Genomic DNA, 14,373 nt, shown 5'->3' with positions numbered 1-14,373 from the left:
CGTTACAGGGCAAGCTGTAATATAAGCTATTCGTAAATTCTACGAATTTGCTATAATAGGAGCATCAAGTCGAAATACACGGGGTGAAAAAGGATGAATTCTGAAACGGAAGCTTTGGATTGCGAGCCGGCTTGTCACGGTTCAGATCAGGAAATTGAGCGCATAAAATCTTCCCTTGTTGAGGATTCCATCGCATACAAAATGTCGGAGCTGTTTAAGGCGCTGGGTGACCCGACACGGATTAAGCTGATTTATGCCCTGGCCCAAAAGGAACTGTGTGTTCATGATTTAACACAGGTGTTGAACATGGGCCAATCTGCGGTATCCCACCAGCTTCGTTATTTGCGCAACCTGCGTATTGTCAAACGACGCAAGGAAGGCAAGACAGTGTTTTATTCATTGGATGATAATCATGTGGAGCAGATTTTTTTGCAAACCCATCAGCACATATCACATCAATGATTTTTGACAAACCAACAGCAGGGCGCCAAGCAATTGGCGCTCTTTTGGTGCTTGTCCATTGAAGTCGATTTTTTTTGTTAATAAGGGCTATGATCATTGACTTTTACCCCTAAACCTGAATATAATGACCTTAACAAATAATATATGAACAGTTGCTCATATATAGCTAATTGGAGGCCAATTATTATGGATGCTCTAAAAAGAAATGAACGGCATGAATGGATTTTGGAAGGTTTGGATTGCGCCAACTGTGCTCTTAAGATTGAAAATGGAGTCAGTAAAATAGAAGGGGTCTTGGATTGCTCGGTCAATTTTGTAACAAAAACGTTGACGATGACCACAACTTCGGATCAAAAAGAAGAGGTTTTTCGCCAAACGGAACGGAAAGTTCACAGACTTGAGCCTCATGTTCGGATGGTTGCCAAAAGTGCCGGTGGACGCCTGCGCGAAGACAGCCGAAGCAGCGTTGGTGCCGCACAGGCAAGCTGCACAGAGGATTGCGCATGCGGTCATGAGCATGATGGTGAAGGACATAATCACAATGATGGACAGCATGGTGCTCACAGTCATAGTGGCCACAGCCATGAAGCGCATGGCGCGCACGATGGGCAAGACCACGGTAATCATACACACGTACATCACAATCACCATGCAGTGCACGATCATGGTGAAGCTACCCATGCTCACTCACATTCGCACACGCATGATGATGATAGCCATGCCGGGCATACGCATGATCATGGTACGGACGGTATGCGCCGTATGATAGCGCGTCTGTCCATAGGAGCGGTTATTGCAGCTGTTGCCTGGTGGTTACCTGTTGAAGGTGTGGGCAAGCTGGCTCTATTTTTAGTGGCATATATCATCGTTGGCGGTGATGTTGTCTTGCAGGCTGCACGTAGCTTGGTGCGTGGAATGGCCTTTGACGAGTATTTCCTGATGACGCTGGCTACGGTGGGTGCATTTGCTATTGGGGAATACCCCGAAGGCGTAGCTGTCATGTTCTTTTATCAAATCGGAGAGCTATTCCAAGGCATTGCAGTTAACCGTTCACGCAAGTCCATCAGTGATCTGATGGATATTAGGCCAGACTATGCCAACCTGAAGACCGCTGAGTCCGTACGGAGGGTGTCTCCAGAAGAGATTCGCGTTGGAGATTTGATCGTAATTAAGCCGGGTGAGAAGATTCCGCTGGATGGTAAGGTTGTAGAAGGCAAGTCGCATGTCGATACCTCGGCGTTGACCGGTGAATCTGTGCCTCGTACCGTTGAGCCGGGAAGCAGTGTGATGAGTGGATTTGTGAACACGAATGGACTTCTGACGGTAGAGGTCAGCAAGGAATTTAGTGAATCTGCGGTCTCTAAAATTTTGGAACTGGTGCAAAATGCGAGTGCCAAAAAAGCGCCGACTGAAAAGTTTATCACGAAATTTTCCAGATATTATACTCCTGTAGTGGTTATTGTAGCGTTGTTGTTGGCAGTTGTTCCTCCGCTTGTTGTGCCGGGTGCACAGTTTGCAGATTGGTTATATCGTGCGCTTGTCTTCCTCGTTATTTCTTGTCCGTGTGCGCTGGTGGTGTCCATTCCACTGGGCTTCTTTGGCGGAATCGGGGCAGCCTCCCGTTCAGGTGTGCTGATCAAGGGCGGTAATTATCTTGAAGCCCTGAATCATGTAAAATACGCTGTTTTTGATAAAACAGGTACGCTCACCAAAGGTGTGTTCCACGTGACCGGGATTTATCCTGCCGAAGCTTTTACGAAGGAAAGTCTGCTGGAGACTGCTGCATTGGCCGAGATGCACTCCACGCATCCTATCGCAGCTTCCTTGCGTGAAGCTTATGGCAATGAACTTCAAACGGAGCGAGTGCAGCAATATAGCGAAATATCCGGCCACGGGATTCAGGCCCAGATCGATGGACACAAGGTATTGGCCGGAAACGCTAAGCTGATGGAGCGGGAGCGTATTGCTTTTAATGTGGCGCAGCAAGCAGGGCCAATGGATGAAGGAACGGTCGTACATGTGGCTGTAGACGGAACGTATGCTGGCTGCATTCTGATATCGGATGAGGTTAAGGAGGATGCGGCCAAAACGATTGCTTCGCTGAAAAAGCTGGGGGTGGTCAAAACCATCATGCTAACAGGTGACAATCGGACAGTTGCCGAGGCTGTAGGACGTCAGTTAGGTCTGGATGAAGTACGGGCAGAACTGTTGCCTCAGCATAAAGCCGAAGCCATTGAGCAGTTGTCTGCAAGTAAAAAACCGAGCGATAAAATCTTGTTTGTAGGCGATGGAATTAATGATACACCTGTACTTGCCTTGGCAGATGTTGGTGTAGCGATGGGCGGTTTGGGTTCGGACGCTGCGATTGAAGCAGCAGATATCGTAATCATGAACGACGAGCCTTCAAGGCTGGTGACGGCGATTCATATTGCCCAACGCACACGCCGTATCGTATGGCAAAACATTATATTTGCGCTAGGTGTCAAAGCAGTATTTCTCACATTGGGCGCGTTTGGTATTGCTACTATGTGGGAGGCTGTATTCTCCGACGTAGGTGTAACACTGCTAGCCGTATTAAATGTGATGCGTGTGCTGAAGGTTGGTTCTGACGAATAAAAAGGGAACACCCCCGTTAACATTGGATGTAGACATCCTATGAAAACAGGGGGTGTTTTTATAGCAGCCTTTTTTGTGTAGACATGTGCTTTCAGCAGTATAGAGACCTATTTTTCTCATATATAGTAGTTGTGCAGAGATGTATAAATGTGGGGAGGGTCTAATAAGTTTAAGGTAGGGACTTTATAAGTAAGACCCATGTAACATTCGGTTGGTCAGTAATTAGTAAGCGTTTTCTTTATTTGGAGGGGTACTCGAATTCGTGTGTGCCAACTTGCTGACGAAAGAAAGGATGGATTACTAGCATGGAGGCTAAACTGATGCAGGTATTCGCAGAGCTTTTGGGTGGCATAAACAGCCGGGATTGCAACGTTCCAGAGCCAGGTATGGAGTCTACTACACGGAGATTGGCTATGGAGACGCTAAGAGCAGGAAGCCATCAAGTATCTGCTGCACAGGAGGAAGATCCATTGGGCTGGCTGGTTAGTTTAGCCGAGCAGGGTGCAATCAGTCGAGCGGAAGCATTGCTGGCTGCAAACCCGGAATTACTTGGAGAGCCGATGCTGAATAACGGCAATGATACAGAGCAAGCCATGGGCACACTACTAAAATGGAGCGATGAATACAGCGACACCTCCATACGGCTTTATGCGGATGCTCCTGCAAGTATGAGTCATAAAAGTACAGAGGAAGCATCATCAGGAATAGGTAGTCTTGACGGTTATAGTCTGCTGCATGGTCCATTGTCACTGGCATCCGGCCGCGTGAGGGAATTATGCTATGCCTATTTGGAAGCGGCAGAGTCTGGACAAAAGATTCATGCCCCTGACGGGGAGCCCGATCCCATCCTTGTCCCTGGTTCCCGTGCATCTGATACGTACACATCATTTAATAAAGCATCTGGTTTGCCTGGATTGTGTGAACACCTGTCCCGACGAATCATTGGCCTGCTGGAAACAGAGTACGAGGGCTTGTTTGAGTTGCTGGACGGATTGCCGCTGACTATAGCTTTGACTGAGCAAAACAATGCAGTGGGCATCGGAAGCCTGCAGGATATGCAGCTGGAGGCATTACTGCGTGCAGCGTTGCGGAGTATGCGACAAGGGGGAGAACCACGGCTGGAGATTATGGTGCGCAATCCGGCTGACGTAAACCAGTTCCAGACCATCCGAGACTGGATTGACGGCGTTGCCGAGCAAACGTTGTGTGGGCGTCTGCGATGCGTTCCATATCGGGTAGGTGTACTTTTGACGGTTGATGCAAGTTTGGTGCCTAATGCAGGCCATACATGGAGTGAGCAATCCGCACAGTCGGAGAAGTCGGCCAACGCTGATAGCATGTTCGAAGTGAGCGCACGACAGACCAAGCAGGCGGCTCAAGCCGCAGATTTGGCACGCTTTGCCGATACGGTCATTTTAGAAGTCATACCAGTTCCATCTGATGACAACAGAGCTGGGGGTTCGCTGATTCCATCCGTTGTTGACGGTCATGAGAATGCTAATGATACGATAAAACGCATAATGGAAGCTGTTCGGCGTGTAAAGCCCGTGCTTCCTATATGGGTGGCGATAGATAAAATTCACCAGTCCCTGGATGGGAATTGGATTTGGGAGAACAAACTGACGGGGGTCATTTGCTCGGATTCAACAGTTCCTGTTGTACGCCTCGCGGCTGCGCGTTGGAGACTGCAACAGCAAGCCAATCGTCAACACACTTCAGAAACTGCACACACCCATGCGTGGAAGTTTCCACTATAGTCTGAAGATAACCTGAATTCATGTGATAGAGGATTTTGCAAAGATCCAGTAAGCGACTTTCAATGAACAATATATAGATCGAAATGGTCTAGTTCATCTATATATTGCACTTTGGAGCGACTGGAATCGAATTTTGTAAATCCTGAATAAAACGCTTTGTAATATAGAGGATACCTGCGTTGTTTGCGCGGGTATCTTTTTTTATTTAGGCTATTAGCAGTTTACAAGTGGAAAAGGAAGGGTATATAATAAAACAAAAGTTTCTCTAAAGCAAAATAATTGTATAGATGCAAAAATGATTATCATTCTCATTGCCAAACATGCTGCTTCGGGCTTCCCGAAGCAGCATGTGCTATTTTAGGGCACTTAACAATGGATATCATTCTCAATGAGATGCAAGTACAAGGAACCAAAAATGGAAAGGAACGTGACAAGATGCAAGCAGTTCAACGATTACAAGATACGTTGTCTCCCTCTAACCGAACACTTTCAAAAAACAGTGGCAGCGGACGACCCGGTCCCAATCGCAAACCGCAATTTCAGCTCAAAAGCATGCTGAAAAATAAGGAGATGCAGGCTGCTCTAGGCAGTGGAATGCTAATGCTGATGGCATGGGGAGTCTCACATTGGTGGCAATGGCTATCCATCATTCTCTATGTAGTGTCTTATGCCCTTGGAGGCTGGTCCAAAGCCAGAGAAGGGATTGAAACCCTGATCCGAGAACATGATCTGGATGTTAATTTACTTATGATCGCTGCGTCTTTAGGAGCTGCGGCCATTGGCTACTGGAATGAAGGAGCCATGCTGATCTTTATTTTTGCACTCAGCGGTGCGCTGGAGAGCTATACCACCGAGCGCAGCAGTAAGGATATTTCCGAGCTCATGGCGTTGAAACCGGAAACGGCTTTGCGCTTGTCTCACGACGGAACAGAAACGGTTGGCATTGAGCAGCTGTTACCAGGCGACCTGCTGCTGGTTAAGCCCGGCGAACTAATTCCGGCGGACGGTCGAATCTCCAAGGGCGTGTCAGCCGTGAATCAGGCATCCATTACCGGGGAATCTGTTCCGGTAAACAAAGAGGCAGGTGACGAAGTATATGCAGGCACCATTAATGGAGAAGGCGTGCTATATGTAGAGGTCAGCCAGTCCTCGGAAGATACTTTATTTTCAAAAATCATTCGTATGGTAGAAGAGGCCCGGACCGAGGTTCCCGATTCCCAGCGGTTTATTAAAACATTCGAATCGGTATACGCCCGAATTGTTGTTGCCGTCACGCTGATCGTCATTGTGGGTGCACCCCTAGCATTAGGCTGGACGTGGGCAGCGGCTTTTTACAAGGCGATGGTGTTCCTTGTCGTAGCCTCACCTTGTGCGCTCGTGTCATCCATTATGCCGGTGATGCTATCGGCCATTTCCAATCGTGCCCGGCGGGGCATCCTGTTCAAAGGTGGCGCGCATGTGGAGAATATGGCATTAACTTCGGTTGTTGCTTTTGACAAAACGGGCACGTTAACGAAGGGCTCACCTGTGGTCACGGATTGGATTATCGCCCCAGATTACGATGCTGATGAGCTATTGCACATTGTCGCAACAATCGAGAGCTATTCCCTACATCCGCTGGCGCGAGCGATTGTAGCCAAAGCCGAAGCTGAATTGGGACAGAGAGAGCTGCTCACAGCCGAGCAAGTGCAGGCCCTTACCGGATGGGGAATGGAAGGCATCATAGGCGGGGTGAAATGGAAAATCGGTCGCACGAACGTGCTGGATGAACCTGGTCTTCTAGTAGAGCCAGAGTGGGTAGAAAGTCGAGCACGACTGGAAGCCGAGGGCAAAACCGTATCCATCATTCTCGCGAATGATCGGATTGCCGGGATGCTGGCGCTACGTGACGAGCTGCGTCCACAGGCACGAGAATCTGTGAAACGCCTGCAAGCACAGGGGATTCGGGTCGTCATGCTGACTGGAGACCGCCCGGAAACGGCTGCCGTGATCGCGGCAGAGTCTGGAGTAGACGAAGTATATGCCGGCTTAATGCCGGAGGACAAAGTGAGTCATATTCGCATGCTGCGAGAGCAATATGGGCATGTCGTTATGGTCGGCGACGGTGTGAACGACGCTCCGGCTTTGACTGCAGCAACCGTAGGGCTGGGCATGGGGATGCATGGCAGTGGAGCAGCGCTAGAGGTTGCAGACGTGGTGCTAATGAACGACGGAATTGAGGAGATTGCTCCGACGATATCACTGGCGCGCAAGGCGCAGCGAGTGGTCAAACAAAATATGATCTTCGCGGTAAGTGTCATTGTGTTGCTGGTGATCAGTAATTTTGTGCAGAATATAGCCCTGCCATTTGGGGTCATTGGGCATGAAGGTAGTACACTGCTTGTCATTTTGAACGGCCTGCGCTTATTGCGGTCATAAGACTATAAACCAATTCACAAATCACAAGATTACAAACAGTCAGGAGCATTCAACCCTCATACATCCAAGGGGGATGAATGCTCCTTCTTTCTTTAGTAGTGTTAGTCTATTTTGTATGCAAGGCAAAGTTTATCTCATACTTCTAATCGCGACTGCTGTACGCCTATCTACGACGCGGTGTAGACCGCCGCAAGAACAGGGAAAACAGTAATCCCGCCAGTGCAATTCCGGTTGCAATGATGAAGGCATCATTAATACCATGGATCGTCGATTCTGTAACAGCCCTTCCGTATACCTGTTGTATCGCGAGTGCAGAGCCGCTTTCCGCAGAAATACCCGCTGTTTGTGCGAGGGTTTGTCCCAGTTGTGATACGCCTTCCGTTACAGAGACATTGGCTGTGGTAGCTACATTCGCATAATCTGCCATATGAACCGTAGTCCGGCTGCTCATTACAGTAATGAGCCAAGCGGTGCCGATAGATCCGGCGATTTGCCGTACTGTATTGGACATGGCAGTACCATGGCTGCCGAGATGTGGAGGCAGCTGGTTAAGCCCTTCCGTCTGGACGGACATCATCAGCAGTGACATCCCGAAGCTGCGAATCGTATAGATGATCATAATATGTCCGTAGGTGGTGGCATCGGTCAGCAGACTGAATTCCCATGTCGTGACTGCCGTAATGATCAGCCCGATGATCGCCAACGGCCTCGCGCCAATACGATCGAATACTGCCCCTGATATCGGTGACATCACACCCATCAGCAGCGCACCCGGTAACAGCAGCAGACCCGATTGCAGCGGCGTAAAACCGCGTATATTTTGCAAATAGATCGGTAGCAACAGCATCCCGCCGAACATGGTCATATTGACCGTAGCCCCAACCAGCGTAGATACCGTAAAAATATCGTATTTAAATACACGGAATTCCAGCATAGGCTCCAACATGTTCAGCTCACGCACGACAAAAAACACAATAAACACGATCCCGAAAGCGAGCGAGAGTATAACTGTATTGCTGCTCCAGCCCTTGTCTCCAGCTGAACTAAAGCCATACAACAGAAGGCCAAAACCAAGGGTGGAAAAAATGGTTCCCAGCAGGTCAAAATGCGGTTTTGTCAGCTTGGACACATTTTTGAGCCAGCGCACAGCAAACAGAATATCAATGATCGCCAGCGGAATTACTAACAAAAATAGCAGCCGCCAACTGTAGTGCTCCACAATCCAGCCAGATAAAGTGGGTCCTACCGCCGGAGCAAACATCATGGCGATCCCCATGGTTCCCATAGCAGCCCCCCGTTTTTCGGGAGGAAATACAGTCAGGAACACGTTCATCACCACAGGCATGATGATGCCCGCACCGCTGGCTTGAATCACGCGTCCAACCAGCATAGGCGCGAAGCCAGTGCTGGCAGCGCAGACGACAGACCCGGCAGTAAATAACCCCATCGCGGATATGAACAGTGCACGTGTCCCGAATGACTCAATGAGAAAAGCGGTGATTGGAATCAAAATCCCGTTGGTCAGCATATATCCGGTGGATAGCCATTGAACGGTTGTGGCAGACACATTGAAGTCATTCATCAAGTGCGGAATCGCCACGTTCAGCAACGTTTGATTCAAAATCGAAATGAAGGCGCCTAGCAGCAGCACGGACAGAATGCGTCCGACGGACATTTTTTGATCCATGACAGCCTCCTACTTGTGAACTCTGATCGTCGCACTCATTCCCGGGATAATTCCCAGCCCCTTGTAACCTTGAATGGAAATGGTAACAGGCACGACCTGCGTCACCTTGGTATAGTTGGCAGTGGTATTGGAAGTAGGCAGCAGTGAAAAGGTGGAGGCGGTCGCCAAACCGATCTTTTCGAGCTTACCGCTCAGGGACGTATCCGGGTAAGCATCAATATACACGTCTACGGTCTGACCTACCTGGAGATCCTGCACGGCCGTTTCGTCTATATTGGCAGTAATCCAAAGATTGTTCAGATCAAAGGCTTTCGCTAAAGGTGTACCCGCCCCGACTATCGAGTTGTTGACAGCCGTTTGCTGCACAACGGTACCATCAGTTGGAATCGTAACGCTAATTCGGCTTCCGCCTCCTTCAACACTGCCCAGCGTGCTGCCAGCGGTGTACGTCTTACCAACTTCAGCATTCCAACCTGTGAGCTTGCCCGCGCTTGGAGAGGCAACGGTAACCGCTTGTCCGCTCACTTGGGCATTATCGGTTTTTATGTAGTTGGCGGACTGATTGTAGTAATAGGCGGCGGCTCCACCTCCTGCCAGAATAATGATGATTACCAGCAGGTTAACTAATATGGCGCGCGAATTCATATTGTGCATGCCTCCCTAGTATTTTTGGATGTTCAAAGTATGCGTCAAACGATTCATAATATTCAGATGGGTTTTGGGAAAGGTTAAGAGCGTATGCCAAAAGGATGATCTTGCTGACAAAGGATGATGTGCATAATGACGACCAGAATTATGATTGTATATGACAGTGAAAATGGACATACCGAACGTCTTGCTCGCTCGATCGCAGAAGGGGCACGCCTGGATCACACAGAAGTGATGCTAAAACATGTGAATGAGGCCGATGTGAATGAGCTTGTAAGCGTAGATGCGATCATATGGGGGTGCCCGGGTCATTTTGGTACCATCAGTAGCGGTCTGAAGAGCTGGATTGATAGGCTGGGGTATCTGTGGGCGCAGGGCAAGCTAGTGGACAAAATCGGGGCTGTGTTTTGCACAACCGCTACCGTCCATGGTGGATTGGAATCAACGCTACTGAATTTGATTACTCCAATGCTTCATCAAGGTATGATTATTGTAGGCCTGCCCGCTAGCATCACAGAGAATGCGCTCTACGGCTCCTATTACGGCGTAGGGGTAACATGTCCGGTGGAGACAGACCCCGATGGGCCGCCCAACCTTCCAACGGGGGATGATCTTGCGTTAGGTCGCTCTTTGGGCAAACGGGTCGCTGAGATGGCGGGACGGTACCGTAACGCCGAAAGAGAATAGGAGGCCGCCGATGACCATTGCTTTTATTGTAGTAGCTGTGGTTGCCTTTATCTTTTTGCTGGTATTTAATACGAAGATGACGCGCAAGTCCTCGGCCAAGAATCGCCCCAACCAAGAGGAATCCCGGCAAAGAAGCAAACGTCCTTATCCTGTGCAGGTGGAACCCAAGGCGCATGAATTGACGGAGCATACGGGAGAGATCCAGCCTAAGAATTCGAGCGTTGAAGAACATCGTGCAGAGGAGCAGCACAAATTGCCTGATATCCAAACGGATATAAAGGTGGAGAAAGATCGCGAGAATACAGAAGGTGCCTACGGGGACCAGGATTATCGTGCGGCTTTGCGTGGTTTTGCTGGAAAGGACGAAGAAAAGGATGGACATTCCCGACTCTCTAATGGAGAGAAGGAGAATTCCAAAAGTGAGGACGAGCAGTATCGTGAAGCACTGCGTTCCATGAACCGAAAAAAATGAGATCCCTTCATTTGAACATGACGAAAAGGCTGCTTTACTGTCTGGAATACAGGCAGAAGACAGCCTTTTTGTGTTGCACGGCTATAGCCATTCGGTTAGCCCGATCATCGTAATCAAGCCGAGAATAAAGGAGAATGTAGCGATTCGCTGATTACCGTCCCCGTGACTTTCGGGAATCAGTTCCTTGTAAACGATAAACATCATAGCCCCGGCGGCAAAAGCAAGGCCATACGGCACCAGTCCGTTCACCCAGCTGCTCAAGTAAAAACCGATCAGACTGGTGATGATTTCCACAGCCCCGGTTAGGGTAGCAATGCCCAATGCCTTGAAACGCCCAATGTTTTGATTCACCAGGAATAACGCTACAATAAAGCCTTCCGGGGCATTTTGCAGACCGATAGAGAAGGCAATGAGATTGCCTAGATTCTGAGTCTCACTCGCGTAGCTGACCCCAACAGAGAGCCCTTCCGGCAAGTTGTGCAACGTAATAGCTGCGATGATGAGAAAAGATTTGGACTCCAATTGAAAAGTTTTGGAATCCGGGTCCTCCAAATCGGCATGGGGGATATACATTTCCATCACCAGTAATACGAGGCAACCGAGCAAAATCCCCGCAGTCAGCACGAACCAATTGGAATGCTGTATCGCTTCTGGAATCAGGTTATACACCGATGCAGAGGTCATAATTCCTGCGGCATAAGCCAGCAGAACATCACGAAGCCGGTGTGTGATATTACGCATAAACAGAATAGGCACGGCGCCGAGTCCAGTGGACAAGGCAGAAATTAAGCTACCTACGAAAACGTCATTCATAATCGGGATAATCCCTCCATACCTCATTTATCTTTAAGCTTCGCTTCATGAAAACTTCATTTGACTGTTTACAGCTCTTTCCGCATAATGAAATTAGGATTTAGAATCAGTCTAAGTCATAAAAAGCTATAAAACAAGTGATTCGTTTTTACAACATCCGGGTGTCCACTTTTTGGGATGAGCTTCTGCCAGCAGTACTTTTAGAGTATATGCAGCAGCCCAGCGCCCGGTACCGAAAACTCGCTATATAATACTTATGATATTTTAGGAGGAACCAAGATATGTACAAGTCCATTATTATAGGTACCGGCCCTGCCGGTTTGACCGCCGCTATTTACCTGGCACGTGCTAATATGAACCCGCTGGTGATCGAAGGACCGCAGCCAGGCGGACAATTAACCACGACTACAGAAGTTGAGAATTTTCCAGGCTTTCCTGAAGGAATCATGGGACCCGATTTGATGGATAATATGCGTAAGCAAGCGGAGCGTTTTGGCGCTGAATTCCGCACAGGCTGGGTGAACAAGGTAGACACAGCTGCTCGTCCATTTACACTGGATGTAGAAGGTTTGGGTGAACTGGTTACCGATACGCTGATTATTTCCACAGGGGCAACTGCCAAATACCTGGGGATTCCCGGTGAACAGGATAACATCGGACGCGGCGTGAGCACTTGCGCTACCTGTGACGGGTTCTTCTTCCGTGGCAAAGAAATCGTTGTTATCGGTGGTGGGGACTCTGCACTGGAAGAAGCTAATTTCCTGACTCGTTTTGCCTCCAAAGTAACGTTGGTACATCGTCGTGAAGAATTGAGAGCTTCTAAAATTATGCAGGATCGTGCTCGTGCGAACAGCAAAATTGAATGGGCGCTCAATCGTACTCCTGTAGAAGTAGTTGCAGACGAAAACGGAGTAACTGGCTTGAAAGTGCTGAACAATGCAACAGGTAAAGAGGAAATCATTACAGTGAGCGGCGTATTCGTGGCGATTGGACATCATCCGAATACAGGCTTCCTTGCGGGACAAATTACAACGGATGCGAACGGTTATATCGTCGTTAATCCGGGTACTTCCGAAACAAACGTGCCTGGCGTATTCGCTTGTGGCGACGTACAGGATACACGCTACAGACAAGCGATTACCGCAGCAGGTAGTGGTTGTATGGCTGCTATGGACAGCGAGAAATACATTGAAAGTCTGGAGCACAGTGCACTGGCCCTGTAATACTTGCAAGTGTGTATAAATATGATGTAACAAAATAAATGATGAGGTGATATTCATGGAAAAAGCAATAGTTTACACATCTACAAACTGCCCGCATTGTCGTCAAGTAAAAAGCTACCTGGCTGAAAAAGGCGTCGAATACGAAGAACGCAACATTGAAACGAATGAAGCTTTTGCGCAAGAGGTTTGGGATATGGGCATTCGTGCCGTTCCATTGACTCTGATTGGGGAAGAACGTATTTCCGGTATGAACAAAACCAAGTTTGAAAAAGTGTTGAACGCTTAATCCAGCCTAACAGCAGACGACGGTTCTGTGATCGTCATATGGTTTAAACAAGGCCCTCGCCGCAGTTACATACTGCGACGGGGGCCTGTTTTTGGTCTTTTACAAAGATACACGTACACGCCCGAGAAAAGGAGCCGTTGCCGCATAGGCAGCACCTAGCATCGTCGAACGGCTGCCAAGCGTGGAGAAACGAATCTGTAATTGCCGACGGTGATAGGGCAGGGCCCGCTCTTCGATCACTGTACGCATACTTTGCTCCAACCAAGGTCTGGCTTCCGCAAGTGGACCGCCAATGATAAGCATGCCGGGGTTGAGGCTGTTCACAATATTGGTAATACCTACACCTAAATAGCGCCCTATTTCACCAAGGACGCTTAATGTACTCGCATCACCTTGCCGGGCAAACGGGAGTAATTCCGCTGTATTATGTGCAGGCAATTTCAATGCGGATGCTACATACGCTTTCTCCGAAGCATACAGCTCCCAGCAGCCTCGGCTGCCGCAGGAGCAGAGGCGCCCGTTCCAGTCTATGGACATATGCCCACTCTCACCCGCGTATCCCCAAGCCCCTTGATACGGCTTGCCATCAATGATAATTCCGGCCCCGATCCCGGAGCCTGCACTGATGTAGACCAGATCCCGCACAAGCTGCCGATGATCGGCGTCCATACCATAGTACAATTCACCTTGTGCACCGACGTTGGCCTCATTATCCACCACTACGGGAAGACCCAGCTCTGTCTCAAGCTGTTGACGCAGCGGAACCTCTTCCCAGCCCAGATTGGGTGCGAATAAAACATTTCCGGTTTCATCCACCATACCCGGTACCCCCAACCCAATGCCAACAATACCGTGAGGGGAGGGAGGAGTGACCTGCATGAGTTTCTGAATGAGCTTACGGATTTGTTCGATGACAAAGTCAGGATCATGATGGGTTAGAGAAAGGGTAAGCTCTGTTTCAATGGTACCTGCCAGATCGGTCAGAGCACCCTTGATGTACTGTACGCTAACCTCGATACCGAGCACAAAGCCTGCACGGCTGTTGAACAGCAGCATTAAAGGTTTACGCCCACCGCTGGATTCTCCTAATCCTGTCTCATACACCAATCCATCGGTGATAAGCTCTGCAACCAGGTTGGAAACGGTGGCCTTGTTTAATCCGGTTTGACTGGATAACTGTGCCCGCGATAGAGGGGCATGAAGGCGGATTCGCTCCAATACAATGGATTTATTCAGCTTTTTGACAAGCGCCTGATCGCCAGTAACATTCACGGTTATTTTCACTTCCTGTTGATGTAATTCCC

Annotated in this window: 12 protein-coding genes; 8 read left to right on the top strand and 4 right to left on the bottom strand. The window is 49.0% G+C overall.

Annotated features, from left to right (window positions below; genetic code table 11):
• Positions 1–93: 93 nt before the first annotated feature.
• From MKX36_RS21020 to MKX36_RS21005, 4 genes are all read left to right on the top strand, one after another.
• Positions 94–462 carry an ArsR/SmtB family transcription factor gene (locus tag MKX36_RS21020; RefSeq protein WP_007432172.1) on the top strand — a complete coding sequence of 123 codons (369 nt, stop codon included), beginning with the start codon at positions 94–96 and terminating at the stop codon, positions 460–462.
• A gap of 186 nt (positions 463–648) precedes the next feature.
• Positions 649–3,078 (top strand): heavy metal translocating P-type ATPase, encoded by a 2,430-nt coding sequence (locus MKX36_RS21015; RefSeq protein WP_340865557.1) that lies wholly within the window; start codon positions 649–651, stop codon positions 3,076–3,078.
• A gap of 305 nt (positions 3,079–3,383) precedes the next feature.
• Positions 3,384–4,835, top strand: a complete 1,452-nt coding sequence (locus MKX36_RS21010; RefSeq protein ID WP_340865554.1) for a PEP-utilizing protein — start codon at positions 3,384–3,386, stop codon at positions 4,833–4,835.
• Between the two features lie 435 nt (positions 4,836–5,270).
• The gene (locus tag MKX36_RS21005) at positions 5,271–7,253 is read left to right on the top strand and encodes a heavy metal translocating P-type ATPase (RefSeq protein ID WP_340866134.1); all 1,983 of its coding nucleotides are present in this window, start codon (positions 5,271–5,273) and stop codon (positions 7,251–7,253) included.
• 163 nt (positions 7,254–7,416) lie between these two features.
• Here MKX36_RS21005 and MKX36_RS21000 read toward each other — a convergent pair whose 3' ends face one another.
• The gene (locus MKX36_RS21000; protein WP_117290030.1) at positions 7,417–8,940 is read right to left on the bottom strand and encodes a DHA2 family efflux MFS transporter permease subunit; all 1,524 of its coding nucleotides are present in this window, start codon (positions 8,938–8,940) and stop codon (positions 7,417–7,419) included.
• Between the two features lie 9 nt (positions 8,941–8,949).
• Positions 8,950–9,585, bottom strand: a complete 636-nt coding sequence (locus MKX36_RS20995; RefSeq protein WP_016820318.1) for an HlyD family secretion protein — start codon at positions 9,583–9,585, stop codon at positions 8,950–8,952.
• Between the two features lie 135 nt (positions 9,586–9,720).
• Here MKX36_RS20995 and MKX36_RS20990 point away from each other — a divergent pair, with 135 nt between their 5' ends.
• Together MKX36_RS20990 and MKX36_RS20985 are read left to right on the top strand one after the other, a co-directional pair.
• A complete protein-coding gene (locus tag MKX36_RS20990; protein ID WP_019688620.1) occupies positions 9,721–10,275 on the top strand; it encodes an NAD(P)H-dependent oxidoreductase in 555 nt (184 codons plus the stop codon).
• 10 nt (positions 10,276–10,285) lie between these two features.
• Entirely contained in the window at positions 10,286–10,747 is a 462-nt protein-coding gene (locus tag MKX36_RS20985) for a hypothetical protein (protein ID WP_017425975.1), read from the top strand.
• An 81-nt stretch (positions 10,748–10,828) separates the two neighbouring features.
• Here the strand turns inward: MKX36_RS20985 and MKX36_RS20980 are convergent, their stop codons facing one another.
• Entirely contained in the window at positions 10,829–11,560 is a 732-nt protein-coding gene (locus MKX36_RS20980) for a ZIP family metal transporter (protein WP_013373094.1), read from the bottom strand.
• 281 nt (positions 11,561–11,841) lie between these two features.
• Here MKX36_RS20980 and trxB point away from each other — a divergent pair, with 281 nt between their 5' ends.
• Complete coding sequence (trxB, locus tag MKX36_RS20975; RefSeq protein ID WP_340865551.1) at positions 11,842–12,783, top strand: thioredoxin-disulfide reductase; 942 nt, start codon at positions 11,842–11,844, stop codon at positions 12,781–12,783.
• A gap of 55 nt (positions 12,784–12,838) precedes the next feature.
• Positions 12,839–13,069 carry a glutaredoxin family protein gene (locus MKX36_RS20970; protein ID WP_013373091.1) on the top strand — a complete coding sequence of 77 codons (231 nt, stop codon included), beginning with the start codon at positions 12,839–12,841 and terminating at the stop codon, positions 13,067–13,069.
• A 99-nt stretch (positions 13,070–13,168) separates the two neighbouring features.
• Here MKX36_RS20970 and MKX36_RS20965 read toward each other — a convergent pair whose 3' ends face one another.
• Positions 13,169–14,341 carry an ROK family transcriptional regulator gene (locus MKX36_RS20965; RefSeq protein WP_340865549.1) on the bottom strand — a complete coding sequence of 391 codons (1,173 nt, stop codon included), beginning with the start codon at positions 14,339–14,341 and terminating at the stop codon, positions 13,169–13,171.
• Positions 14,342–14,373 lie beyond the last annotated feature (32 nt).

This window comes from Paenibacillus sp. FSL W8-0439 (assembly GCF_038008995.1).
GTDB classification, from domain to species: Bacteria; Bacillota; Bacilli; order Paenibacillales; family Paenibacillaceae; genus Paenibacillus; species Paenibacillus polymyxa.
Note: the sequence above shows the minus strand (reverse complement) of the source record. Positions and strands in the feature narration are given on the sequence as shown.

What these genes read in the sequence shown, in the direction of transcription:
- MKX36_RS20980 (WP_013373094.1), bottom strand. Translation starts at nt 11,560, where the DNA reads ATGAATGACGTTTTCGTAGGTAGCTTAATTTCTGCCTTGTCCACTGGA.
- MKX36_RS20990 (WP_019688620.1), top strand. Translation starts at nt 9,721, where the DNA reads ATGACGACCAGAATTATGATTGTATATGACAGTGAAAATGGACATACC.
- MKX36_RS21020 (WP_007432172.1), top strand. Translation starts at nt 94, where the DNA reads ATGAATTCTGAAACGGAAGCTTTGGATTGCGAGCCGGCTTGTCACGGT.
- MKX36_RS21010 (WP_340865554.1), top strand. Translation starts at nt 3,384, where the DNA reads ATGGAGGCTAAACTGATGCAGGTATTCGCAGAGCTTTTGGGTGGCATA.
- MKX36_RS20995 (WP_016820318.1), bottom strand. Translation starts at nt 9,585, where the DNA reads ATGAATTCGCGCGCCATATTAGTTAACCTGCTGGTAATCATCATTATT.
- trxB (WP_340865551.1), top strand. Translation starts at nt 11,842, where the DNA reads ATGTACAAGTCCATTATTATAGGTACCGGCCCTGCCGGTTTGACCGCC.
- MKX36_RS21000 (WP_117290030.1), bottom strand. Translation starts at nt 8,940, where the DNA reads ATGGATCAAAAAATGTCCGTCGGACGCATTCTGTCCGTGCTGCTGCTA.
- MKX36_RS20985 (WP_017425975.1), top strand. Translation starts at nt 10,286, where the DNA reads ATGACCATTGCTTTTATTGTAGTAGCTGTGGTTGCCTTTATCTTTTTG.
- MKX36_RS20970 (WP_013373091.1), top strand. Translation starts at nt 12,839, where the DNA reads ATGGAAAAAGCAATAGTTTACACATCTACAAACTGCCCGCATTGTCGT.
- MKX36_RS21015 (WP_340865557.1), top strand. Translation starts at nt 649, where the DNA reads ATGGATGCTCTAAAAAGAAATGAACGGCATGAATGGATTTTGGAAGGT.
- MKX36_RS21005 (WP_340866134.1), top strand. Translation starts at nt 5,271, where the DNA reads ATGCAAGCAGTTCAACGATTACAAGATACGTTGTCTCCCTCTAACCGA.